This window comes from Agromyces protaetiae (assembly GCF_030866785.1).
Lineage (GTDB): Bacteria > Actinomycetota > Actinomycetes > Actinomycetales > Microbacteriaceae > Agromyces > Agromyces silvae.
This window is the reverse complement of sequence record NZ_CP133018.1, coordinates 2,263,341-2,288,526: the sequence shown is the minus strand read 5'-3', so window position 1 is coordinate 2,288,526 and position 25,186 is coordinate 2,263,341. Positions and strand designations below refer to the sequence as shown.

General features: G+C 67.2%; 16 protein-coding genes and 1 tRNA gene. 14 read left to right on the top strand and 3 right to left on the bottom strand.

Annotation, left to right across the window (positions count from 1 at the left end; translation table 11 throughout):
* Positions 1-78 precede the first annotated feature (78 nt).
* Genes QU602_RS10575 through QU602_RS10550 form a run of 6 tightly spaced genes read left to right on the top strand, consistent with a single transcriptional unit; the run spans position 79 to position 16,059 of the window.
* Positions 79-5,292 (top strand): DEAD/DEAH box helicase, encoded by a 5,214-nt coding sequence (locus QU602_RS10575; protein WP_308796408.1) that lies wholly within the window; start codon positions 79-81, stop codon positions 5,290-5,292.
* Positions 5,289-8,144 (top strand): helicase-related protein, encoded by a 2,856-nt coding sequence (locus QU602_RS10570; protein ID WP_308796407.1) that lies wholly within the window; start codon positions 5,289-5,291, stop codon positions 8,142-8,144. The genes QU602_RS10575 and QU602_RS10570 overlap by 4 nt, the downstream gene beginning before the upstream one ends.
* Positions 8,141-12,118, top strand: a complete 3,978-nt coding sequence (locus QU602_RS10565) for an Eco57I restriction-modification methylase domain-containing protein (protein ID WP_308796406.1) — start codon at positions 8,141-8,143, stop codon at positions 12,116-12,118. Before QU602_RS10570 ends, QU602_RS10565 begins: the two co-directional genes overlap by 4 nt.
* Before the next feature lie 59 nt (positions 12,119-12,177).
* Entirely contained in the window at positions 12,178-14,439 is a 2,262-nt protein-coding gene (locus QU602_RS10560) for an AAA family ATPase (RefSeq protein ID WP_308796405.1), read from the top strand.
* Positions 14,436-15,698, top strand: a complete 1,263-nt coding sequence (locus QU602_RS10555; protein ID WP_308796404.1) for an McrC family protein — start codon at positions 14,436-14,438, stop codon at positions 15,696-15,698. Before QU602_RS10560 ends, QU602_RS10555 begins: the two co-directional genes overlap by 4 nt.
* A gap of 7 nt (positions 15,699-15,705) precedes the next feature.
* Positions 15,706-16,059: a hypothetical protein gene (locus QU602_RS10550; RefSeq protein WP_308796403.1), complete on the top strand. Its 354-nt coding sequence runs from the start codon at positions 15,706-15,708 to the stop codon at positions 16,057-16,059.
* Between the two features lie 196 nt (positions 16,060-16,255).
* Here QU602_RS10550 and bsh read toward each other — a convergent pair whose 3' ends face one another.
* Entirely contained in the window at positions 16,256-17,296 is a 1,041-nt protein-coding gene (bsh, locus tag QU602_RS10545; protein WP_308796402.1) for a choloylglycine hydrolase, read from the bottom strand.
* A gap of 202 nt (positions 17,297-17,498) precedes the next feature.
* Here bsh and QU602_RS10540 point away from each other — a divergent pair, with 202 nt between their 5' ends.
* The 3 genes from QU602_RS10540 (at position 17,499) to QU602_RS10530 (ending at position 19,103) form a co-directional block, all read left to right on the top strand.
* A complete protein-coding gene (locus tag QU602_RS10540) occupies positions 17,499-17,993 on the top strand; it encodes a hypothetical protein (RefSeq protein ID WP_308796401.1) in 495 nt (164 codons plus the stop codon).
* Between the two features lie 82 nt (positions 17,994-18,075).
* The gene (locus QU602_RS10535; RefSeq protein ID WP_373692801.1) at positions 18,076-18,801 is read left to right on the top strand and encodes an AzlC family ABC transporter permease; all 726 of its coding nucleotides are present in this window, start codon (positions 18,076-18,078) and stop codon (positions 18,799-18,801) included.
* Entirely contained in the window at positions 18,798-19,103 is a 306-nt protein-coding gene (locus tag QU602_RS10530; RefSeq protein WP_308796400.1) for an AzlD domain-containing protein, read from the top strand. The genes QU602_RS10535 and QU602_RS10530 overlap by 4 nt, the downstream gene beginning before the upstream one ends.
* 26 nt (positions 19,104-19,129) lie before the next feature.
* Here the strand turns inward: QU602_RS10530 and def are convergent, their stop codons facing one another.
* Entirely contained in the window at positions 19,130-19,693 is a 564-nt protein-coding gene (gene def / locus QU602_RS10525) for a peptide deformylase (RefSeq protein ID WP_308796399.1), read from the bottom strand.
* Positions 19,694-19,734: 41 nt separating this feature from the next.
* Between def and QU602_RS10520 the strand changes: the two genes are divergently transcribed.
* From QU602_RS10520 to QU602_RS10500, 5 genes are all read left to right on the top strand, one after another.
* On the top strand, positions 19,735-20,652 hold the full coding sequence (locus QU602_RS10520; protein WP_308796398.1) for a DMT family transporter: 918 nt from the start codon (positions 19,735-19,737) through the stop codon (positions 20,650-20,652).
* Positions 20,653-20,815: 163 nt separating this feature from the next.
* On the top strand, positions 20,816-22,063 hold the full coding sequence (locus tag QU602_RS10515; RefSeq protein ID WP_308796397.1) for a glycosyltransferase: 1,248 nt from the start codon (positions 20,816-20,818) through the stop codon (positions 22,061-22,063).
* Positions 22,064-22,086: 23 nt separating this feature from the next.
* Positions 22,087-22,160 (top strand) — tRNA-Ile (locus tag QU602_RS10510).
* 203 nt (positions 22,161-22,363) lie between these two features.
* Complete coding sequence (locus QU602_RS10505; protein WP_308796396.1) at positions 22,364-22,537, top strand: hypothetical protein; 174 nt, start codon at positions 22,364-22,366, stop codon at positions 22,535-22,537.
* A gap of 235 nt (positions 22,538-22,772) precedes the next feature.
* Positions 22,773-23,066 carry a Fic family protein gene (locus tag QU602_RS10500; RefSeq protein WP_373692800.1) on the top strand — a complete coding sequence of 98 codons (294 nt, stop codon included), beginning with the start codon at positions 22,773-22,775 and terminating at the stop codon, positions 23,064-23,066.
* A gap of 627 nt (positions 23,067-23,693) precedes the next feature.
* Here QU602_RS10500 and zwf read toward each other — a convergent pair.
* Positions 23,694-25,130 carry a glucose-6-phosphate dehydrogenase gene (zwf, locus tag QU602_RS10495; protein WP_308796394.1) on the bottom strand — a complete coding sequence of 479 codons (1,437 nt, stop codon included), beginning with the start codon at positions 25,128-25,130 and terminating at the stop codon, positions 23,694-23,696.
* Positions 25,131-25,186: the final 56 nt, after the last annotated feature.

Genomic DNA, 25,186 nt, shown 5'->3' with positions numbered 1-25,186 from the left:
AACGTAGCGCCGCCCCTGTATTCGTTCCGGCGCCGGCCGGAGGATCAGTTCTTGTTGCAAGACGAAGTGGTGTGCTGAGTGGACGCGTTTTCCATTCACCGAGACCTCATTCACGACTACCGTCGGTTTACCGAGGGTTTCGTGGAGGTGCAGGAGAGGCGCCTGCGCGAGACCCTCGTAGCCGAGAGCGCGCGCGGCGCTCAGTGGCCTGACCCCTGGCTCTCGCTAAACCCGTCGTTCGCCTCCGGCGGCTCGGTCGACGAGCTTGCCGACGATGGTCTGCTCCATGAAACCTGCCGCGAGGTTTTCCGAGTGAAGAGCAGCGAGCACGATCGCGGGAACCGCGCGCTGGTCTTCCATCGCCACCAGCGCGACGCGATCGAAGTCGCGAAGACCGGCGCCAGCTACGTCCTGACGACGGGCACAGGGTCCGGGAAGTCGCTCGCCTACATCGTGCCGATCGTCGATCGCGTGCTTCGGAGTGGATCTGGCCAAGGCATCAGGGCCATCGTCGTCTACCCGATGAACGCTCTCGCGAACAGCCAGCTCGAGGAACTGAAGAAGTTCTTGCACTTCGGGTTCGACGGCCGGGCGCCGGTCACCTTCCGGCGATACACCGGTCAGGAGTCAACCGAGGACCGTGAGGAGATCCTCCGCAATCCGCCCGACATCCTGCTCACGAACTACGTGATGCTCGAACTCCTACTGACTCGACCCGACGAGCGAGCATCGCTCATCAAGGCCGCCGAAGGTCTCGAGTTCCTCGTGCTGGACGAGCTGCACACCTATCGCGGCCGGCAGGGCGCGGACGTCAGCATGCTTGTCCGGCGAGTGCGCGAAGCGTGTCAGGCGGATGACACGCTGCAATGCATCGGCACGTCGGCAACGATGTCCAGCGGTGGAACACTCGACCAGCAGCGACGTGACGTCGCCGAGGTCGCGTCGCGCATCTTCGGTACAGAGGTACTTCCGCGCTCCGTCATCACCGAGACGCTCGTCCGGGCGACCGACGAAGCGGCCACCGAGGAAGGCGCCAGGGACGCCTCACCCCTCGCATCCGTGGTCCGCGCACGCGGCGAGATCGAAGCACCGGCCTGGAACCCCACGGTCGAAGAGCTCGCGACCGATCCGCTTGCCGCTTGGGTCGAGAGCGAGTTCGGCGTCGTGCGCGAGAGCCCAGATGGACCTTTGGTCCGGCGGCGCCCTCAGACCGTCGAGGCGGCGAGCCGTGACCTGAGCGAACAGACCGGCGTCGACCGAGAGCGCTGCGGCAACGCCATCCGCGCGACGCTCCTCGCAGGGTCGCGGGTCAAGACCGGCTCGGGCCGCTCCTTCTTCGCCTTCCGCCTGCACCAGTTCCTTTCGAAGGGCGGAAGCGTCTACGCGACCGCCGAACCGGTGTCGACGCGGGCGATCGAGACGGTGTTCCAGCTCGTGCTGCCGGGCGAGAGTGAGCGCCGCCTCTACCCGCTCGCGTTCTGTCGCGAGTGTGGGCAGGACTACCTCATGGTCCACCGCGAGAACGGCATCGCGCTCGCCCGACATCAGCTGAGGGTCGCTGAACAGGGCGACGGGTACCTGTACATCTCCGACGACCTGCCGTGGCCGGCGAATCCGATCTCCGACGGGCGCCTCCCTGCCTCCTGGCTGACTCAGGGGGCAGCAGGCGTCACAGTCACGCGGACGATGGCCGACCGCGGTCCCGAACGCGTGTCGGTCCATCCGAACGGGGCAGTGACCATCCTCGGTGACAACGAGGTTCCCGAAGGCGAGACGCTCGCGGCATGGGTTCCCGGCATCTTCCGGTTCTGCCTCAAGTGCGCCGTGTCGTACGAGGCGCCGCGCACGAGCGAGTACACCAAGCTCGTCACCCTCGACCGTGAGGGCCGTTCGAGCGCCATGACGGTGCTCGCGACCTCGCTGATCGCCTCCCTCAAGGAGTTCCCGGCGGATGAGCTACCGGCTGAGGCGAGGAAGCTCCTCACCTTCGTCGACAACCGTCAGGATGCCTCGCTGCAGGCCGGCCATCTCAACGATTTCGTCCAGGTGGTCCAGCTCCGCGGAGCGCTCTACCGTGCGCTTCGGGCCGAACCGGACGGCATCGAGCTGCTCGACATCGGCCAAGCCGTCTTCGACGCTCTGGCGCTCGAGCCCTTCGATTTCTTGCTGGCACCGGACGGTCTCGGGCGCAGGGCAGGTGAGCGCGCGCTCCGCAACGTGCTGGAGTTCCGTGCGATCGCGGACCTCCAGCGCGGCTGGCGGGTCACACTGCCGAATCTTGAGCAGTCCGGCCTCATGGCTGTCGTCTACCCCGACGTCGAGGAGCTCGTCGACCTCGAGGATCGGTGGCAGGACGCGCACTCGGTACTCCGCGATGCTGCGCCAGGGCAGCGCCTCGAAGCCGCGACGGTGCTGCTCGACGAGTTCCGTCGGGTGCTCGCGATCGACTCGGAGGCACTCGGGCGCGATGCGTTCGAACGGCTCCAGCGTGACAGTCGGGCCCGGCTTGCCGGCCTCTGGGCTCTCGGCGAGCTCGAGCCGCCGCCGCTGGTCGGGGTCGCCCGCCCCGAGCCGGGAAAGCAGGGCGGAGCGCGCTCCATCCTCACGCTCACCGGTCGGGGCGCCTACGGCAAGTGGGTGGCTCAGCCGGAACGCTTCGGGCTGAAGCTCACCACGAACGACGCCACCGACGTGATCGCCTCGCTGCTCGAAGTACTCGAGCGCGCCGGCGTCGTGAAGCGCGTCGTGGAGGAGCACACCAGCGGCTACCGCATCAACTCGGCTGCGATCGCGCTCAAGGCGGGCGACGGCACAACTGGTGCATCCGACCCGGTGCGCCGCCATTTCGACAACGAGCAGCGTCCACGGGTGGTCGAGTACTTCCGCGACCTCTATCGCGAGCACGCCACCGAGCTGGCCGGCATCCGGGCCGCCGAGCACACGGCTCAGGTGCCCGCCGATATCCGGATCGATCGCGAGCAAGCGTTCATGTCCGCGGCCCTCCCGCTGCTGTTCTGCTCGCCGACGATGGAACTCGGTGTCGACATCGCGGCCCTGAACACGGTCGCGATGCGGAACGTACCGCCGACGCCGGCGAACTATGCGCAGCGCAGCGGACGCGCTGGGCGCTCGGGGCAGCCGGCGTTGGTGGTCACCTACTGCGCCTCCGGGAACGCTCATGACGCGTACTACTTCGAGCGCTCGGATCTCATGGTGGCCGGTCAGGTGCTGCCCCCGCGACTCGACCTGGCGAACGAGGATCTCGTCCGCGCCCATGTCCACGCCGTCTGGCTCGCGGAGGCGCTCGCCCCGACGCGGCACGGGCTCGGGTCATCCCTGAGTGACGTGCTCGATGTGCAGGGTGGCGGTGAGCTGCCGGTGAAGGAGACCCTGGCCGCCTACCTGGGCGCGCCGGATGTCTCGAATCGGGCTCGCGCGGCGGCCACTCGCGTGCTCGCACCATTGCAATCAACGCTGGATGCCTCGAGCTGGTGGTTCGACGGCTGGATCGACGGTGTCATCGATGGAGCCCCGACGGCATTCGACCGCGCGTGCGACCGGTGGCGGCAGCTGTACGCGTCGGCGGTCGCCGAGCGCGACGTGGCGTACGGCCAGGTATCGAACGTCTCGGCCGGCCGCAAGCAGCGTGAGGAAGCCGAGCGGCGGATGCGCGAGGCCCGCCAGCGCATCGACCTGCTGCTCAACGATGCCGGCGGGCAGGGCTTCAACCAGTCCGACTTCTACACCTACCGGTACCTCGCTTCGGAGGGGTTCCTCCCGGGCTATTCCTTCCCACGCCTGCCGCTTGCGGCATTTATTCCGGGGCTCGGGGGCCGCGACAGCAGCTGGCTCCAGCGTCCGCGCTTCCTCGCCATCAGTGAGTTCGGCCCGAACTCGCTGATCTACCACGAAGGTGCTCGGTACCAGGTCACGCGGATCAGCCTTCCGCGCGAGGGCGGCGAATCGGCCACCGACGTGACCCTGTCTGACGCGAAGGTGTGCGGCAACTGCGGCACGCATCACCTCGACGCGAAGGCGTTCGATGTCTGCGAGTCGTGCGGCGCGACCTTGCCGCCCGCGTGGACGCGACTCCTGCAGCTGCAGACCGTAATCACGCGTCGCCGCGAGCGGATCAGCGCCGATGAGGAGGAGCGCAACCGCATCGGCTACGAACTCCGCACGACCTACCGGTTCGTCCCACGCGCCGGTCACCCGGGCAAGGCCGAATCGACCGTGGCGGATGCCTCGGGCGACCCCATCCTCGACGTCTCCTACGGCGACGCGGCTGAGATCCGGATCACCAATCTCGGCCGACGCAAGCGGCGCAATCCCGACCAGTACGGCTTCTGGCTCGATACCGTCCGGGGCAAGTGGCTGAGCGAACGTGAGGCCTCGGAGATCGACACGGAGACCGACGAGGACGAGGACGAGACCCCTCGGCCTGAGGATGTGAAGACCAAGGCGATGGTCACCCCGTACGTCGAGGACCGCCGCAACATCGTCGTGCTCCGCTGGACAGAGTCCCTCTCTGAGACGCAGGCGATCACCGCCCAGTACGCACTCGAGCGTGGTATCGAAGCGCGGTTCCAGCTCGAGGATTCCGAGCTTGCGAGCGAACTCCTTCCCGACGGTGAGGAACGCGGGCGGTTGCTTCTCACCGAGGCGGCCGAGGGTGGCGCCGGGGCTCTCCGTCGGCTGCAGGCTGACGCCGACGCGATCGCGCAGGTCGCGCGCGAGGCGCTTCGGATCATGCACGTCGATCCGGAGACCGGCGCGGAGACGCCCGACTCGTGCGTGCGCGGTTGCTACCGCTGTCTGCTCTCGTACTCGAACCAGAACCGGCACGAGCAGATCGACCGTCGCGAGATCGTGCCGCTGTTCCTTCGGCTCGCCCGCGCAGGCACGACTCCGAAGCCGCTGGCACACATTCCCCCCGCGCCTCAGGTTCCCACCACCTCGGGCACCGGCGCGGCATCCTCGACAGGTCCAGCACCGAAATCCCAGCCGCTCACCGACGAGGATCTCCTCGGCGACCGCGCCCGCGCGATGCTGTCGATCCTCCGCGAGCGCGGCTTCCATCTGCCCGAGCGTCTCGGTGACGAGGTGGGCGGCTTCATCGTCGACTTCGCCTACGACAACCCGCGCGCCGTCGTCGTCTTCGAGGGGCACGGCCAAGCCGATGTCACCGAACTCAGCTGGGACGGCTGGAATGTCGTCTCCATCGGTGCCAACGACGATCTCGAGCATGTGATCGAGGCGAACGCCTCCGTATTCGGAAAGGGTGCCGCGTGACCACGACGACCGCATTCGCCATCGGTTCGCTCGTCAACGCTAGGGGGCGTGACTGGGTGGTCCTTCCGGGCTCCGACGCCGACTTCGTGGTCGCGAAGCCGCTCGGTGGCTCCGATGCCGAGGTCGCAGGGCTCCTGCCCGCGGTCGAAGCGGTGACCGCGGCGACCTTCGACGCGCCGTCGCCCGACGACCGTGGCGACGCCCGCTCGGCACGGATGCTCCGCGAAGCCCTCCGCATCGGCTTCCGGTCGACCGGTGGCCCGTTCCGTTCGCTTGCACGGCTCAACGTCGACCCGAGGCCCTACCAGCTCGTCCCGCTGCTCCTCGCCCTTCGCCAGGAGACCGTGCGGCTCCTGATCGCCGACGACGTCGGCATCGGCAAGACCGTCGAGGCCGGCCTCATCGCCAGTGAGCTGCTCGAACAGGGCAGCGCGAAGCGCCTGGCGGTGCTGTGCCCACCGAGCCTCGCGGAGCAGTGGCGCCGCGAGCTCAGCGAGAAGTTCGGCCTCGACGCCCAGCTGGTGTTGCCGAGCACCATCACTTCACTGGAGCGCGGGCTCACCATGAATGAGTCGGTCTTCGAGCGATACCCCGTCACGGTGGTCTCGCTCGACTTCATCAAGGTGAGCCGGCGCCGGTATGAGTTCCAGAACAGCGCGCCCGACCTCGTCATCGTCGACGAGGCCCACAGCGTCGCGGTCGACGACTCGGGCAGAGGCTCCGGCGGTCGCACCCAGCGGTACGAGCTCGTGCGTGCGCTCGCCGACGATCCCGATCGGCACCTGGTGCTCACGACCGCCACACCGCACTCCGGCAACGATGGCGCGTTCCGCAACCTCATCGGACTGCTCGACCCCGAGCTGAAGACGACCGACCTCGCATCGGATCAAGGTCGTCGTCGGCTGGCCTCTCACATGGTGCAGCGTCGTCGCGCCGACATCCGCAGCTACCTCGACGAGGACACGAAGTTTCCGTCCGACCGACAGACAAGCGAAGTCGCCTATAAGCTCTCTGGCAGCCACGCCGACCTCTTCGAGGAGGTGCTGGCCTACGTGCGCGGACAGGTGCAGGACACCTCCGGCACGAAGCTGCAACAGCGCGTGCGGTGGTGGTCCGCCCTCGCGCTGCTCCGCGCCATGGCGTCTTCGCCGGCAGCTGCGGCGATGACGCTTCGCACGCGGGCGGCGAGCACAGAGGCGGCGACCGAGCGCGAGGCCGACGAGGTCGGCGCCGCCGAGGTCCTCGACCAGTACGAGGACGAGAGTGCCGACGCCGCCGACGTCGCCCCCGGCGCAGATCACGATGAGAGCGAGTCGCGGATGCTCCGTGATTTGGCCGAGCGTGCCAACGCGCTCGTCGCGAATCCATCGGATGACGCGAAGCTCGCCCTGCTCGAGCGCCAGGTGAAGGCACTGCTGCGCGACGGCTACAGCCCGATCGTCTTCTGCCGATTTATCCAGACCGCGAAATACGTACGCGAGTACCTCGCCGGTGCGTTCAAGCGCGTGGAGGTCGAGGTCGTCACCGGCGAGCTTCCGTCGGAGGAGCGGGCAGCGCGCATCGCCGCGCTCGCCGAGCGCACCGAGGGCGACAATCGCATCCTCGTGGCCACCGACTGCCTCTCGGAGGGCGTGAACCTGCAAGACGACTTCCAGGCTGTCGTCCACTACGACCTGGCATGGAACCCGACCCGGCACGAACAGCGCGAGGGTCGCGTCGACCGGTTCGGCCAGCCTCGCGACATCGTGCGCGCCCAGACGATCTACGGCAGTGACAACGGAATCGACGGCATCGTGCTCGACGTGCTGCTGCGCAAGCATGAGCGCATCAGGCGCGATCTCGGCATCAGTGTGCCGGTGCCCGCGCAGAGCGACCAGGTGCTGAGCGCGCTGGTGGAGGGGGCGTTGCTCCGCGGCAAGGGCAATGAGCAGCTCGAGTTCGACTTGGGGCTGAATGAACCCGCGATCACGAGCTTCGACGCCGAGTGGGAGTCAAGCGCCGAGCGCGAGAAGGCGAGCCGAAGCCGGTTCGCGCAGGCCAGCATCCGCCCGGCTGAGGTGATGCAAGCGCTCGGCGACGCACGGCGGAGCCTCGGCGAGCCCGGCGACGTCGCGGAGTTCGTGCGCGATGCGATGCTCGGCCTCGACGTGCTCGTCTCCGACACTCCGGGTGGCGGGTTCAACGTGGATTTCGCCATGGCTCCCGTCGCGCTGAGCGATGCGTTGAGAAGCGCGAGCGGTCGAGTGATCACCTCCTTCGCGCCGGATCTTCCGGCGCCGAAGGGTTCGGCGGTGCTGCACCGAACGGACCCGACGGTCAATGCGCTCGCCGAGTACGTGCTCAACTCGGCCCTCGACGCGCAGCTTCCCGAGCGGGAGCGCCCGGCGAGGCGAGCCGGCATGATCACCACCGACGCCGTCGACACCATGACCGTCGCGCTGCTCGTGCGGTTCCGAACGCACCTCGTGCTTCCGACGCGCGGCGGCGAGCGCACCAGCCTCGCGGAGGAGGCCCGGATTGTCGCGTTCACCGGACGCCCCAGCGACCCGTCGTGGCTCGATCCCACCGAGATCGACCGGCTGCTGCTCAGTGTGCCGACGCAGAATACCCCGCCAGACCTCGCTCGCAACACACTCTCCGTGGTCACCGGGGCGATCCCGGCTCTGCAGCGGCTCCTGTCCGAGCAGGCATCGAGCGTCGCCGGCCAGCTCCGCGACGACCACGCGGCCGTGCGCCGGGCCGCGCGCGGTGACCGTGCCGGCGACCTCGTCGTTCGTGGTCTCGCCGTGCGCGCCCAGACTCCTCCCGACATCCTCGGGGTCTACATGTACCGTCCGGAGGTGTCCGCGTGAGCGGCGAACTGCAGGCCATCAAGGTGGTCGGCGGTGTGCTGCCCGCTGCGCTCATGCAGCGCATACAGGCGAACGAACTCAGTGACCCTGCCAGCCTGTCGTCGTCGTCGTACCACCTCGTCGGCAACGAGAAGCCTCGGGATGCCGCGGCTCGCGCCTGGTCGTACCTGCGGGGTGCATGGAGCGCATGGCGCGAAGCGGCGGCGACCGACGCGACGGCGGCCGGCACCGGCCGCGCGCGCGACCGTTGGCTGCTCGTGCTGCTGAACGAACTCGGATACGGGCGGTTGCCTGCTGCGACCGCCGTCACGATCGAGGGCACCGAGTACCCGATCTCGCACCGCTGGGCTCACGTGCCGATCCACCTGCTCGGCCCGGGGGCCGACCTCGACCGGCGGAACGCGAACATCGCCGGCGCGGCACGCGCGCCGCAGGCGATGCTGCAGGAGTACCTGAACCGCACCGACGACGACCTCTGGGGCATCCTGAGCAACGGCGTGCGGCTGCGGCTGCTGCGCGACTCGACCGCGTTCGCAGGCTCCGCCTACGTCGAGTTCGACCTCGAGGCGATCTTCGACGGCGAGCTGTACGCCGAGTTCCAGATGCTCTGGCTGCTGTGCCACCAGTCACGTGTCGAGAAGCGTGGTGGCACCGAGGCCGGCCCGGCCGACTGCTGGCTCGAGGCATGGCGATCCGAGGCCGCTGAGGCCGGCACACGTGCGCTGGAGGATCTTCGTCGCGGCGTTGAGGAAGCGATCAAGGCACTGGGCACCGGGTTCCTCGCGAACCCGAAGAACGACTGGCTCCGTGCGGCGCTGCACCGGGGCATCCTGAGCGACCGCGAGTACCACAAGGCGCTGCTGCGCCTCATCTACCGGCTGCTCTTCGCGTTCGTCGCGGAGGACCGCGGCGCACTGCTCGACCCGGCGGCGCCGGCCGAGGCGCGCGAGCGCTACCAGCAGTACTTCTCGACGGTGAGGCTGCGAAAGCTCTCACGGCTCCGTTCGGGCGGCGTGCACCCCGACCTGTGGCGGTCGCTGCGCATGGTGCTCGCGGCACTCGGTGGCAACGGGATGCCTCAGCTCGGCGTTCCGGCACTCGGCGGGCTCTTCGACCCCGACCGGCGCGCACCCGACATCGAGGATGCTCCGAACCGCGACCTGCTGCTTGGCGCGGAGTTGACGAACCAAGCGCTCCTCACCGCGATGCGGCATCTCGCGTGGATCAAGCTCCGCAACGAGCGCACGCAACCGATCGACTACCGCCACCTCGGTGCCGAGGAACTCGGCGGGGTCTACGAGTCCCTGCTCGAGCTGGTGCCCAGGGTCGACCTCGACACTCAGGAATTCCGGCTCGAGCACCTCTCGGGTAACGAGCGCAAGACGACCGGCTCCTACTACACGCCTCCGGCGCTGGTCTCCGCGCTGCTGGACTCGGCACTCGACCCGGTGCTCGACGACGCGGTCACGTCGGGCACGACGGCGGAGGAGAAGGAACGCAACCTGCTGTCCGTCACCGTGTGCGACCCCGCGAGCGGGTCGGGCGGCTTCCTGGTCGCCGCGGCACGGCGCATCGCGCGCCGGCTGGCGCAGGTGCGCTCGGGCGAGGACGAGCCGACTTCCGAGACAGTGCAGCACGCCCTGCACGACGTCGTCGCGCGCTGCATCTACGGCGTCGATATGAACGACCTCGCGGCGGAGCTCGCAAAGGTCTCGCTCTGGCTCGAAGCGCTCGAGCCGGGGAAACCCCTCGGCTTCCTCGACGCCCGGATCCGTATCGGCAACAGCCTGTTCGGTACGACTCCGGCGCTGCTCAGGGCGGGCGTGCCCACCGACGCGTTCAAGGAGATCGAGGGCGACGACAAGAAGGTCGCCGCCGGCGTTCGCAAGCGCAACGGCATCGAGCTGAAGGGCCAAGGCCTGCTCGGCGGCTTCAGCGACCCCGAACTCGCGAAGACCTACGCGGCGGCACGCGGTCGACTGACCGCGCCCACCGACGACCTCGCCAGCATCCGCTCGCGCGGAGCGGAATGGGATGCCTTGATGGCATCGCCCGAGCGGCGCGTGCTCCAGCTGCGAGCGGATGCCTGGGCTGCCGCGTTCGTCTGGCCGCTGGTGATGGATGCCCCGCCGCCACCGACGACCGCCGTCGTCGACGACCTGGCGACGACGGAGGGTGCGAGGCAGCACGCTGTAACGGCGGCTCATGTGGAAGCGCTGTCGAGGGAGTACCAGTTCTTCCACTGGCACCTCGAGTTCCCCGAAATCTTCGGCGAACTGGAGGGGCAAGATGCCGGGCCGGACGGTTGGGCAGGCGGATTCTCATGCATGCTCGGCAACCCGCCGTGGGAACAGATCGAGTTACGGGAGAAGGAGTTCTTCGCCTCGCGCGATGAGGAGATCGCTCGCGCCACTGGTTCGAAGCGAAAGGCGCTTATTGCTAGGCTCGCCGAGACCGATCCGATCCTCGATCGCGAGTATCGAACTGAAAAGCGACGCATCGACGGTCTGCGCAAGTTCACTGCGAACGGTCGGTACCCGCTAACTGGGCGTGGACGCGTAAACATGTACGCCGTCTTTGCTGAACTTTTCCGGACATTGACCACGCCCTTTGGGTGTTCGGGTGTGATCGTCCAGACAGGTATCGCGACTGACGATAACACTCAATACTTCTTCAAAGACATCGTCAGATCATCTTCGCTAGCTGCGTTGTACGACTTTGACAACACGAAGAAGCTCTTCGGGGCGGTCGACTCGCGCACAAAGTTCTGCATCCTCGCGATGGGTGGGCGAGATCGCTCGATCGATCGCGCTCAGTTCGCGTTCTTCTTGAATAACCCGCAAAGCATTGGGGTTGCGCGATTCGCCCTCTCGTCCGAGGAGATTCTGTTGCTGAACCCGAATACGGGCACGGCGCCCGTGTTTCGTACTCGACATGATGCAGAGCTTGCGCTTGCGATCTACCGACGCGCGCCAATCTGGATAAACAGGAATGACTTGGAGCATGGCAATCCTTGGGGGGTTTCTCTGATACAGGGTCTCTTCAATATGACGAGCGATTCAGAGCTCTTCCGAACCCGGGATGATCTCGCTTCCGACGGCTGGGTTCTCGTGGGCAACGTGTTTCATCGTGGCAACGAGCGGATGCTCCCGCTATACGAAGGAAAGATGGTCCACCACTACGACCATCGATGGGCGACCATGGATGGCGAGGATATCCGTGGAGTCACAGACGACGAGAAGGCGTCGCCGGAGTTCGAGTCATTGCCTCGTTATTGGGTAGCTGAGCGCGAGGTTCAGAAGCAAGCTGGCCAGGTCGGGCCCTGGTTTGGGTTCCGAGACACCACAAATGCAACGAACGAGCGAACGATTGTGAGTTCGATGTGGCCTGTGTCCGCGGTCGGAAACAATCTTCCAATCGTTACGGCCGGTCCCGATGGGTGGATGCTGGTGCCTCTGCTGAGTTCGTATGTGTTCGATTTTGTCGCTCGCCTCAAGGTCGGTGGCAGCCACGTCAACTTCTTCATCGCAAATCAGCTCCCGGTACTCTCTCCTCACAGCTTTCAAGCCACGGTTCATTGGGCGGGACAAAGCATGGGCGAATGGCTGCGTCCTCGACTGGCCGAACTCGTCTACACGTCGTGGGCGATGGCCGACTGGGGACGAGTGCTCGACGATGGAGTTGCGCCTTTCGTCTGGAACACGCGCCGCCGCGAACTGATGCGGGCCGAGATCGAGGCCGCGTTTTTCCACCTTTACGGCACATCGCGGGACGAACTCGAGTACATGATGGACAGCTTCTGGAGTGTGAAAAGGAGCGATGAGGCCGAGTTCGGTGAGTACCGCACCAAGCGCCTAGTCCTTGAAAACTACGACGCGATACAGCGCTGCATCGACGAGGGAACCATATTCGTATCGTCCCTCGATCCCGCGCCCGGCTTCGGCCCGAGGCATCCGGAGAAGGAGTCAGCATGACCGACGCAATCGACCGGGGGAGCGGACCCAGCCCAGAGCTGGAAGATGCGGCGTGGCGCGTGCTGGGCGCGGGGCTCCGCGGCGAGCCCTCTCCGATCCTCGGTCGCCCGACGTGGACCCGCGAGAACGCCCGCCGGCTTTCGGCTCTCGTCGGTGGCGAGAATGCCGACCTCGGCGACCGGTCGTTCTTCGAGAAGCTGTCGGATCAGATCGGCAGCGAATCCGACGACCTACTCGTTTTCGTCGCGGAACTGCTGTTCGTCCATGTACTGCCGCTGAGCGACTTCAAGCCGACGACCAAGATCGAGCGCGTCGATCGCGTGCTCTCGTGGGCGCCTTCGCGCCCAGCCACGCCGGACTGGATGCGCCGGGCAGTCGAACTGCCGGGGGTGTTCCGCGGTGGCGTCGGCTTCAAGGTGCAGGTCTGGGCGCAGCTGCTGTGGATGTGCCGTTTTGTCGAAACCTGGTTCGATGCGACCGACGACCAACGTCGCGCGGCGCTCGGCAACCCCTGGGCGTTCGGCGCGCTCGTGGCGACGACGCCGAAGGATTCGCCGGCGATCCGGGCATCGATCTGCTACCTGACGTGGCCGGGCTCATACGAAGCCGTCGTCCGGGCGGCGGATCGCAAGCTCATCCGCGACGCCTTCGCGCACGAGATCGGGGGAGCGTCTGGAAACGATGAGGAGGCGATCAACCGAGACCTCGAGGCGATCCGCACGAAGGTCGATGACGCGGCTGGCAGTCGAGTGCACTGGTACCGCGAGCCCTACCGTTCGCAGTGGGAGGTGAAGACCAGCGCAGGTCGGCGAGCGTGGCTCGTCCGGGCCAAACAGGGCGGCGCGGCTCTCGTGCAGTCGTGGCTCGACGACGGTTTCGTGTCGTTGCCCGCAACGAACCTCGAGCTGGATGTCGCCACCGCGGCACAGCCGACGATCCGCGCCGCTGTGGAGTCGGGCTACGCCCATCTCACGTACGCGCAGCGCCTGACGCTGGTGCGCGAGTACTCCGACTTCATCCTCAAGATGTCGGCCGACGACGTCATCGTCGGTATCCTCGACGACGCGTTGGTCGTGGGAAGTGTCCTCGGCGACGCCGAACTCGTCGAGGGCGGTTCGTCTCGACTGCGTCGACCAGCCGCCTGGTCAGCGAGCGCACCCGGCCTGAAGGATCTGCCCGAGCCCCTGCCTTCTCTGCTCGATGGCCAGGGAGCGGTGGTCGACGTGACGAGTGCGCTCGGTGTGCTCGACCAGTACCTCGCGCCCGAACGTCGCATTGACGATGACGACCTGTCGGGTGATGAGCCGCCACTTCCTCCGCCCGTTGCCACGGTGCCGGAGCTCCCGGCCGGGACCGACGAACTAGCCGCATCGCTGCACATGCCCCGCCCGAGCCTGCAGGAGATCATCGAGCTGCTGCAAGACCGGCAGCAGCTCGTGTTCTACGGCCCTCCGGGCACCGGCAAGACCTACGTGGCGCAGGCGATCGCTCGGCACGTCGTCGGCAGTGACCGCAGCCGGGTTCGTCTCGTACAGTTCCATCCGTCATACGCGTATGAGGATTTTTTCGAGGGACTTCGGCCATCGACCGAGTCGGGAACCGTCACTTTCGAGCTAAAGCCCGGCCCGCTTCGCCAGATCGCCGACGAGGCGCGGCTGGCCGAGAACGCCGATGCGCCCTACGTGTTGATCATCGATGAGATGAACCGTGGCAATCTCGCGAAAGTGTTTGGCGAGCTGTACTACCTACTGGAGTACCGGAATGAAGCCGTGCGGTTGCAGTACAGCGGCGACATCGAGGAATTCCGCCTGCCCAAGAACCTCTTCATCATCGGCACGATGAATACCGTTGACCGCTCGATCTCGCTGGTTGACGCGGCGATCCGGAGGCGGTTCCCGTTCGTCGAGTTGCACCCGGCGGTAGAGCCGACGAAGAGCGTGCTCGAGTCGTACCTGCGGGCGAACCATGTCGACACGCTGCGGGCGCAGTTGCTCGCCGAGCTCAACTCGCGCATCGACGAGCGGGACCTGCAGATTGGGCCGTCATTCCTAATGAGGACGAGCGCGAGCACGAAGGCTGGGCTCGAACGGATCTGGAAGTACGACATCCTGCCGCTGCTCGAGGACCACTACTACGGGCAGCGATCGCCCGAGGTGATCCGTGAGCAATTCGGGCTCGACGCGCTGCTGCGCGCGGTCGATTCGCGAAGGCTGGGACCGGTCGACCTCGCGGTCGATACTGGGACAGCGGAGTACGAAGGGCGAGCCGTACAGTCAGTGGGTCCAACCGGGCCGTCTGAAACGGGCATCGATTCGGAATGAGCGAGCTCCGTCGGATCCAGCTTGACGAATCCGCGGCCTTCGGCGTGCGAGCAGAGTTCACGCGAGCCGAGGCAGCGGCGCTCAGCGCAACGGGGTTCCTCGACCTCCGCCCTGATCTCGAGCAGGGCTGGATGGTTCGTCCGGCCGGACTCGTTGGGGCGGTAAGAGCTGGCGACGTTCAGGTCGAGGTTTGGCCGAAGCGGCGGGTGAAGCTCGGACACCTCGTGTTCATGCTGGGGTACGCCGCAGATCCCGGATTCCGCCCCGAGACTGTCGAGGCGGAACGGTACGACGAACTGTGGCCCGCGCTCGCGGAGAGTCTCGCGCGCCTAGCCGACCATGCGCTGATGCACGGCGTGCTGCAGGGGTACCGCACGGTCGATGAGTCCTCCATGGTCGTGCGCGGCCGAATCCGCGTGGGCGACCAGCTTCGCGCGCGCCCCGGGCGCGCCGTGCCCCTCGAGGTGAGCTACGACGACTACCTCGTCGACATCGCCGAGAACCAGATCCTGCGAACCGCCCTCAGGCGGATGAGCGCCGTGCCCGGCATTGCACGAGGTGTTCGCGCGCGACTCGCACATCTCGACAACCGGCTCTCGGGGGTGGCGGTACTGCGCCCGAACCAACGCCGACCCGAGTGGCGGGCAACTCGCTTGAACGAGCGTTACCACCCCGTGCTGCGGTTGGCCGAGGTCATTCTCGCCAATTCGTCAGCGCAGAACGGGAATGGCGGCATCAAGGTCGCTGCGTTCGCAGTCTCGATGTGGAAGGTGTTCGAAGACTTCGTCACCGTGGCGCTCGGCGAGGCGTTCGCGCGTCGCGGCGCTCGGCTCGCAGCGCAGTACCGCGCACACCTCGACACCGAACGCACGGATGGCCGCTCGCGGGTACCCATGGCGGTCGACCTCGTCCACCTCGACCGAGGCATCCCCCGCACGGTGCTCGATGCGAAGTACAAGGCGGCCGACGCGTCCGGTCGTTATCCGAACGCGGACAAGTACCAGATGCTCGCGTACTGCACCGCGCTAGAGGTGACCGAGGCGCTGCTCGTCTACGCGCAGGGTGGGGAAGCGATCACCCGCCGAGTCATCCACTCGGGCGTTGAGATCGCCGAGGTGCCACTCGACCTCGCCGTATCGCCCCGCGAATCGTTAGCCGCGATCGACCGGATCGCGAGCGCGGTGCTGCATCGCTCTGTGTCGGGTCGCATCGATCTCGATCTGCTGTCTGCTCCCGTCATCGAACAGACTCCGGCATGAAGTGCTCGTGCTTCTGCTCGAACGCCCCGGCCGACACTCGACAACACCCAAGGCGAAGGTGCAGACGTTCCTCGAGAAACTGCAGCGTGACGACGCTTCGGCGGGTCTGGGTGTCAAGCCGATGGACGATCCCGCCGACACGCGGGCTCGAACGGGACGAGTGGACGGAGCATGGCGGGCCGTCCTCTATCAACGCGGCTGTGTTCGGCACGATCCTCGTCGCGACATCCGCGACGATCTACGCAGGTCGACACTCCGAGGATTCGACATCGTTCGCTTCGTGCGCAACATGAAACTGCCCAGTGCAAAATACGATGCAATATTGACACGGAATGAGATGATTCCCGGTGAAATCCCGTGATGCCGGCGCCTGTAAGTCCTCCGGCGATGCCTCTGATTCCGCGGGACCTCGGCCGGATCCTGCGCCAGCCCGGTACGAGGTCGTTAACCGATAGGTTCTTGGTTCGAGTCCAAGTGGGGGAGCAGTTCAGGCCCGGTCTCTTCGGAGGCCGGGCCATTGTGTTGCGTTTCGGCGAACTCCGTTCGAACCCGTCTGCTCACGTTCGGGTGGGAGTCGCGTCCATCGGCTGCGTCATGTTCGGCGGACGCTGACCGGCAGGCGAGTTCTGCGCCAGCACGTGCTGGCTCTTGACCATCGGATACTCCACGAGCGCCGACCCGTCGAGATCCTCGTTGTGCATGTCCACCGCCGTGATCTGGGAGTTCTCGTACGTCGTGTAGTACAGGATGCCGCGGTCGGCGTTGCAGCAGGACGAGTAGATCGTGATCTCGAACTTGCCGTCGTCGCCGACATGCACGCACCCGCGCTGCTGCGCGACCGACCCGAGGATGTGGAAGAACTGGCTGATCGATTCCGATTCGGACTCGCCGGCGACCGAGTTCATCTTGGTGAACACGGCCTTCACGAACCGAGACGCTGACGACAGGTCGCCGGGAAGGCCGATCGCTCCCATGCCGCGGCTGTATGTGTCGAGACTCACGTCCGGGGCGAAGTGGTTCTCTGGCGGGTAGGCCGAGAGGTGCTGATAGTTGTTGAGCGTGAACGTTTGGATGTCGAAGGTGGGGTTGTTGGTCAGCACCCCGAACGGGTTGTCGTACACGCGGAGACCCTCGCGCACGCTTTCGACCGTGATCGATCGCTCCTTGTCGGCGATGATCCAGTGCAGCGGCGAGACCGGGAACGCCTGACTGAACGACACATCGAGCACGTTCACGGTTTCGAGCGCGGTCTTCACGTCTTCGACGGTCTCGAATTGGCCCAGCACCCAGGGGATGAACTCGAAGGGTGCGACGTTCGTGCGCTGATCAGCCGCGGGCTTGTACTCGGCCGTGCCAGGAAAGTTCAGCCCGGCCATGCCGAGGCCCTTCTCATTCACGGCGTCGAAGTACAGCGGGTAATCGTCGGCGACCGCGGCGATTCCGATGATCGCGTAGTGGGTCGTGAGTGCCGGGCACTGTCGGAACTCGAAGGTGAAGTTGCGCGGCGTGATCGTGACGGTCTCGCCGTACGAATACTCGAGATCCAGGTTCCGTCCGAAGTAGTGGTCTTTCGTCGTGTAGCTCAGCCCCGTGCACATGTGGTCTTCCGTCTCTGTCGATTGCGTGGCCGCGAGGTTGCGTCGCGGCACAGCTCCAGTGAGTAGGTGCCTCAGGTCGGTACTCTCCGCCGATCACGAGCGTGCCGCAAGCGAGGCCATCAGGAACGTCCGCCCTCAGCAGGCGTGCGTCGTGCGGCGAATTCAGAGCGACGATGCAGGGCGGGTCTGGGATGCTCTCAGAGTGGGCGACGAGGCGGGCTTCGAGCTGACGGTCGGTGACGGCGACCTGCCGTTCTCGGCCAGGCGGGTGCCCGACGTCGACGGGCGCCGGATGCTGCTGCTCGCCGGTCACGCCGACGACGAACTCCTGCTCTACGGATCCTCGCTGCCAGGACGCGTGGTGCCCGGCCCGCAGACCATGCTGCACGGCGGGGATCTGATCCGGGCGCTCGCGTTCGAGCTTCCGATCAGCTTCGGTCAGGCGTACGAATCGGATCTCGAGCCGATCGGCCCGTACTGGCGGCTGCGTCAGATCGCGTCGGACGAGGTGCAGAACGGGTTCGACGTGGTGTTGACCGTCGACGACGCCGACGAGCTGGACACGGCGACCGTCTCGCTCGGGCCGGTGCATCGCACCCAGCTGGAACCGATCCCGGAGTACGCGGTGACGGTGCGCGCGGCCGACCTGCTCGAGGCGGTCTCGCAGATCATGGGCGTGCGCTGGCGCGCCGACTGAGCTCGGCCGCGGCATGAGCCCCGGGCACCGAGATGTCGCTATCCTGAATCGGTTCGGGTGGCGAGTCGTGCATGGAGGCGAGGTGGGCGGGGAACAGGACGAGGCGGATGCCGCGCCGCGAAGCGGCGTGAGGTCGCCCGCGGTGCGGGACGGGCTCGCCGTCGGGCTCGCCACGGCCGTGTATGGCATCTCGTTCGGCGCGCTCGCTGTCGCGGCAGGGCTCGACGTCTGGCAGACCTCGTTCCTCAGCCTGATCATGTTCACGGGCGGATCGCAGTTCGCGCTCGTCGGCGTGCTCGCCAGTGGCGGCGTCGCCGCGGGCGGCTCCGCGATCGCCACCGCCGCGCTGCTGGGCGTGCGCAATGTCGTCTACGGCATGCGGATGAAGCCGGTCGTCGACCGGGGCGGCCCGTGGCGCCGCGCCGCGGCGGCGTGGGTGACGATCGACGAGTCGACGGCCGTCGCACTCGCGCAGACCGATGAGCGCCAGGCGCGGATCGGGTTCTGGGTGACCGGCATCGCCATCTTCATCGGATGGAACCTCACCACGCTGATCGGTGCGCTGATCGGCGACGCCATCGGCGATACGAATGCCTGGGGGCTCGACGCGGCCGCGGCGGCCGCGTTCCTGGGCCTGCTGTGGCCGCGGCTGAAGACGCTGCAGACCGGCGCGGTCGCGGTCGCCGCCGGCCTCGTGGCGGCGATGACGACGCCCGTGCTCATGCCCGGCCTGCCGGTCCTCGTCGCCGCGCTCGTCGCGGTCGGCGTCGGGTGGTTCGACGTCCTCGGGCGGAGGCGTGCCGCATGACCGTCTGGCACATCATCCTGCTCGCGAGCGCGGCGACGCTCACTCTCAAGCTCGCGGGGTACTTCGTCCCGGCCGGATTCCTCGAGCGCGAGCGCCCGGCACGGATCGCCGACCTGCTCACGGTGGCGCTGCTCGCCGCGCTCATCGCGGTGCAGACGTTCGGTGCGGGGCAGGCGCTCGAGATCGACGCCCGGTTGCCCGCCGTGATCGTCGCGGCCGCGCTGTTCGCGCTCAGGGTGCCGTTCGTGATCGTGGTGTTCGCGGCGGCCGGCGTCGCCGCGGGCATCCGCGCGCTCACGTGACGCACGGGCGCGGATAGGTGGGCGGCTCAGCCTTCGAGGTCGTCGACGCCCGGCAGCCACTGCTTGCCGGGCTTGCCCCAGCCGAGCTTCTTCGTGATCTTGTGCACGATCTTGCGGTCGTCGTCGCCGAGCCGGTCGGTGTACAGCACGCCGTCGAGATGGTCGTACTCGTGCTGGAAGATGCGGGCGAGCCATCCGCTCGCCTCGATCTCGTAGCGTGTGCCCTCGATGTCGGTGGCGCGCAGGATCGCCCGCTCGGCCCGGCGCAGCCCGAACCGCTCACCCGGGAACGACAGGCAGCCCTCCGCCTCGTCGTCGCCCGGCTCACCCGGCGGCGGGGGAGAGATCCACAGCTCGGGGTTGATCGCGACCCCGCGCCAGGCGACGCCGTCTTCGTCGGTCCAGCCGTACGTGAAGATCCGGAGCGGGACACCGACCTGGGGTGCGGCGAGACCGACCCCCGGAGCCCGGTCCATGGTCTCGTAGAGGTCGTCGATGAGCTCACGGATGCCCTGATCGATCTCGGGCACCCACGCGGCAGGGGAGTGGAGCGCGGGGTCGCCGGTGATTCGGATCGGTCGTACGGCCATTCGCCAAGGATATCGGTGAGCAAGCCGGTAGGGTCGACTGCGTGGATCCGGACCTGAGCGAGCTCACCGAGCAGATCGCCCTCGACCCCGTTCAGTTCATCGGCATCCCGCTGGCGCTCGTCGGCGCGATCTTCCTCTCCCTCGGAGCGCAGTTCCAGCACCGCGGCGTCGTGAAGGTCGAGTCGCGGACGGTCGACTCGTTCGGCAAGGGACTCAACGGCCGGCAGCTGATGCTGCTGCTCGCACGCCCGTCGTGGGTGCTCGGCACGCTCATGCTGGGCCTCGCGATCGTCTTCCAGCTCTCGAGCCTCTATTTCGCACCGATCATCGTCGTGCAGCCGCTCGGCGCGATCGCGCTCGTGCTGACCTCGATCGTGAACTCGCGCGTCGCGCACGTGAAGCTCAACCATAAGGCGATCATCGCGATCGCCATGTGCGTCGGCGGCGTCTTCCTCTTCGTCGGCGTCGCCGCCTTCACCGCCGTCGACAAGCCGGTGACCGACCAGCACCTCATCACGATCCTGATCGTCCTGGCGGTCGTCCTCGCCGCAGCCGGGGCCGCGTTCATCATCTTCCGCAATCGGCTGCGGGCGATCTTCTACGTGATCATGGCCGGCGTGATCTACGGTTTCGTGGCCACGCTCGCGAAGGTCATCCTCGGCCGGCTGCAGCAGGGCGAGTTCGAATGGCTCACACTCACGTGCGTGATCGCCCTGCTCGCGGCGACCGCGCTCGGGGCATACTTCGTCCAGAACGCGCACGCGTCGGGTCCGCCCGACCTCGTGATCGCCGGGCTCACGGTCGTCGACCCGATCGTCGCCGTGACCATCGGCATCGTCGTGCTCGGCGAGGCCTCGCAGGCACCGCTCTGGGCGATCGGCGTGTTCGTGCTCGCGGGCCTCATCGCGGTGTGGGGCGTGTTCCAGCTCGCGCGCAACCACCCGCAGACGCGCGTCTGAGCGAACGGCGGCGCCCCGAGTCATCCGATCGGGTGACATGCGCACCCAAGGGCCTCGGATCTGCGCTGCGTAGACTATGTTCTGACACAGCCCGCGCGCCACGATCCGCGCCAGCCATCGGAGGGCCGATCGGCCCCCGACCGAACTGTGAGGACCCACACCCGTGCCTGACACATCCGGTGCGTCGCCCGCCGACGCCGCCGAGCCCGACCGGCCGTTGCGCATCCTCATCGGCGCCGACACGTTCGCGCCCGATGTGAACGGTGCCGCGCGGTTCGCCGAACGGCTCGCCGCAGGGCTGGTCGAGCGCGGTCACGAGGTGCACGTCATGGCGCCGGCCGCGAGCCGCAAGCACGGCACCTGGACCGAGATCCACGAGGGCCAGGAGATCACCGCCCACCGGCTGTACTCGTGGCGCTGGTACCCCCACGACTGGCTGCGCTTCGCGCTGCCGTGGCGCATCACGCAGAACAGCGCGCGCGTGATCGACCGGGTCAAGCCCGACGTGGTGCACTTCCAGTCGCACATCGTGGTCGGTCGCGGACTGTCGGTCGAGGCCGAGAAGCGGGGCATCCGCATCGTCGGCACCAACCACTTCATGCCCGAGAACATGCTCGAGTTTACGCTGCTGCCGAAGTGGGTACAGGACTTCGCGGTCGGTCTCGCGTGGAAGGCCGCGGGCCGCAGCTTCGGCCGTGCGCAGGCGGTCACCACGCCGACACGTCGGGCCGCCCAGTTCCTCGAGAAGCACACCGGTCTTCGCGGGGTGCACGCGATCTCGTGCGGCATCGACGCGCACAAGTACTCCCCGAACTGGGAGCCGCGCACTGAGAACCGCATCCTGTTCGTCGGCCGGGTCACCGGCGAGAAGCAGATCGACGTGCTGCTGCGCGCCGCCGCCCTGCTGCCCGCCGAGCTCGACGCCAAGGTCGAGATCGTCGGCGGCGGCGACCAGCTGAAGAACCTGCAGCAGCTCGCCGCCGAGCTCGGACTCGCCGACCGCGTCACCTTCACCGGGTACGTCACCGACGAAGAGCTTCGCGAGGCCTACCACCGAGCCAGTGTGCTCGCGATGCCGTCGATCGCCGAGCTGCAGTCGATCGTGACCATGGAGGCCATGGCCTCCGCGCTGCCGGTCGTCGCCGCGAACGCGATGGCGCTGCCACACCTCGTGCACGACGGCGAGAACGGCTACCTCTTCGAGCCCAGCAGCGCCGAAGACCTCGCGGCCAAGCTGCGCACCGTGCTCGAAGCGCCTGCCGAGGACTATCGGGCGCTCAAAGAGGGCTCGCTTCGGATGATCGCCCCGCACGATATCCAGACCACGCTGAACACGTTCGAGAGCCTGTATCGTGGGAGGCCGGTGGCCGACCCGGTCACCGACGTCGAGTCGGCGTCGCTCCCCGAGTAGCGGCTGCCCCGCCCTCGACGCACGGGGCGGTAGCTCAGCCGGTTAGAGCAGTGGACTCATAATCCATCGGTCACGGGTTCAAGTCCCGTCCGCCCTACACATGCCTGACGTGGTCCCCAGCCCGCAGGTCGGCAGCAGACGGGCCGTCCGAGCAGCCAGACTGGCTGGGGTTGGTCCTCAAGCCGATCATGATTCTGGTTGATGCCTCCCAACTGGTGTGCAAATGCTGCAAGGGTGGGTCCCATGGCCGAAGGCCAGCATTCCCCCGTACAACGGCGAAACGTTCTTGGGAGGTGTGACATGGCTGCTGTTCGGAAGGTGTCGCCGGTTGCACTGCGGCGTGCGGTGTTTCGTTCGACTGCGGCGTCGGCGAAGCTGGAGAACCGGGTGGTGCCGAGTGGGTACGTGGCGTCGGCAGAGGCCCGTCGTTTCGTCGAGGCTGCCAAGGCGCGCGCGATTCGCGCGGGCAAGTGACGTGCGATCCTGGATACGGCGAGACGCCGCTCGATCCGGACGAAGCGGATGCGCTCACGGCGGAGGCTCGAGCGGTGGTCGGGGATCCGCCCCTGAAGGCCGCGATCTTTGAACTTGAGCAAGAGATCGAGCAGGCTGTCGCTCTGGACCTCATCAACGCGGTACTGCGCGGCGAGCTGGGTGTCTCAGCATCGGGGTCGATCCGGCACAGGTGCAGGTCGACTTGCATGCGACCTTGAACAATCTCTCGTACCGATGGGCGAGAACGACCGACTGGGATGCTCGTCAGTTCGGCATCGCCATGCACGCCGAACTCGTCCGGATTCATCCGTTCGTCGACGGCAATGGGCGCGCGACGCGCTTGATCGGTGACCTTGTTTATCTCGCAGCGCAGGGTACGGATTCGCCGCCGGCTGTCTATGACTGGAGCATCGACAAGCGCACGTACATCGACCTGCTCCGGGCGTTCGATCAGAACCGGGATCCGATCCCCTTGGCGGAGTTCGTTCCGATCCTCGTTATCGAGTAGCCCGAACGGGCGCGAACAGCGCGAGTGACGAGACGGCAGCACGAGTTCGTGTGGCGAAGCCGAGGGCCGGGACTTGATGCGTCAACGCGTATCCGACCTTTGTCTCGGGATCGGCGAGAAATCCCCGGTCATGTCGAGATCGGTCGAGCAATCACCGAGGTTCGGAGTCGGGGGCGGCCTCCGCGCGTCGTAGACTTCATCGACACTCCGTGCACGATGCGGGCGAGCTCCAGAGTCGCCCGGTCTTCGGTGTGGCCCTGTTGGACGTGATGGGAGAGCACATGAGCGGCGAGTGGCATCGCAAGCACCTCGGAGACGACGTACCGGAGCAGGCGCCCGGCGAGGAGACGCTGTTGGGCGCCGCAGGCGACGAAGTTCCCCCCGGGGGAGTCGTCGCAGGCTCCTTCAGCCAGGAATTCCCCAGCGCTGACCCGTACGCGGGGGTTCCGGCTGACCAGGTCGGCCTGCCCCCGCTGAGCGAGGCCGAGCAGGGCCGTGGCGCGTCAGGCGGACCGGATCGCGGACGACCCGGACGCACCCCGCAACCTCTGAGAAGCCGTCCTGGGCAGCGCCGGTCCCGGTGATCGGATCGGTGACACCCGAGACATCGCGACGTCGAGTCGGGCGTCACCGCCACGGCTTCCGCCACCCGCCGACGTCGGCGACGAGGGCGTCGGCCTCGGCCGGGCCCCAGGTCTTCGGCGCGTACGGCCGGATCGGCGACGGATGGTCGAGCAGCGGTTGGATCACCCGCCAGGCCGCCTCCACGGTGTCCTGCCGCGAGAACCGGGCTCGCCGGCCGGTGAGCGCCGCATGCAGGAGCACCTCGTACGGGGTCGGGCCTTCGCCGCCCTCTTCGGAGAAGCGCAGGTCGAGGGTCACCGCGCCGGGCCTCGGGGTGTCCGCCCGGTGGGCGTTCAGCTGGACCCGCAGGCCGGTCGACGGATCGATCCGCATCACGAGCTGGTCGGGCTCGCGTGTCGCGTCGAACTGCCCGAAGCCGAGGTTCGGGGGTCGCTTGAAGATCAGGCGGGCCTCCGTCTGCCGCATCGGCAAGAGCTTGCCGGTGCGGATGAAGAACGGCACGCCGGCCCAGCGCCAGTTGTCGACCTCGAGCTGGAGCGCGCAGTACGTCTCCGTCGTGGAGTCGGCCGCGACCCCGTCGATCTCGCGATACCCGTCGAACTGGCCGCGGACGTACCGGCGGGGGTCGGCGTCGGCGGTGGACCGGAACAGTGCGGTCTCCATGTCCTTGATCGTCTCGGGGTCGCCGTGCGACGGCGCCTCCATCGCGACCGCCGCGAAGACCTGCATGAGGTGGTTGACGACCACGTCGCGGAGCGCGCCGACCGGATCGTAGAAATGGCCCCGGTCTGAGACGCTGATGTCCTCGGCCATCGTGATCTGCACGCACTCGACGTAGTTCCGGTTCCACACCGGCTCGAGCATGGTGTTCGCGAACCGCAGATAGAGGATCTCCTCGAGGCCCATCTTCCCGAGGTAGTGGTCGATCCGGAAGATCTGCGACTCGTCGAGGTGCCGGTGCAGGTCCGCGGCGAGTTCGCGAGCGGAGGCGAGGTCGTGACCGAACGGCTTCTCGATCACGAAACGGGCGTTCGCTGTGACATCCGCACCCGCCAGGCCGGCGACGACCCTCGAGAAGAGCGCCGGCGGGACCTCGAGGTAGAAGACCGGCGTCGTCGCCCCGCCCATGGCGGTGGCGACCCGCTCGTAGGTGGCCGCATCGTCGAAGTCACCGTGTACGTACGCGAGTCGGGCGGCGAGCCGGGCGAACACCGCCTCGTCGAGCGGTTCGCCCGTCGCCGCGATCGAGCTCCGGGCGCGCTCGACGAGCTGATCGATCGTCCAGTCCTCGTAGGCGACCCCGAGGATCGGGCAGTCGAGCAGCCCCCTCGCCTCCAGGCGGTACAGCGATCGGAAGGTCATCACCTTCGCGAGGTTGCCGGTGATCCCGAAGATCACCAGCACGTCGGCGTTCCCGTCCTGTGCCACCGTGCGCTCCTCGCTCCCATCGGCGGCGAGGCCCTGTGCCGCCGATCTCATGCCGTCCGCCGCGTCCGATACCATGAGCGACCCTCAGTATCGTGGCACGATGAGGG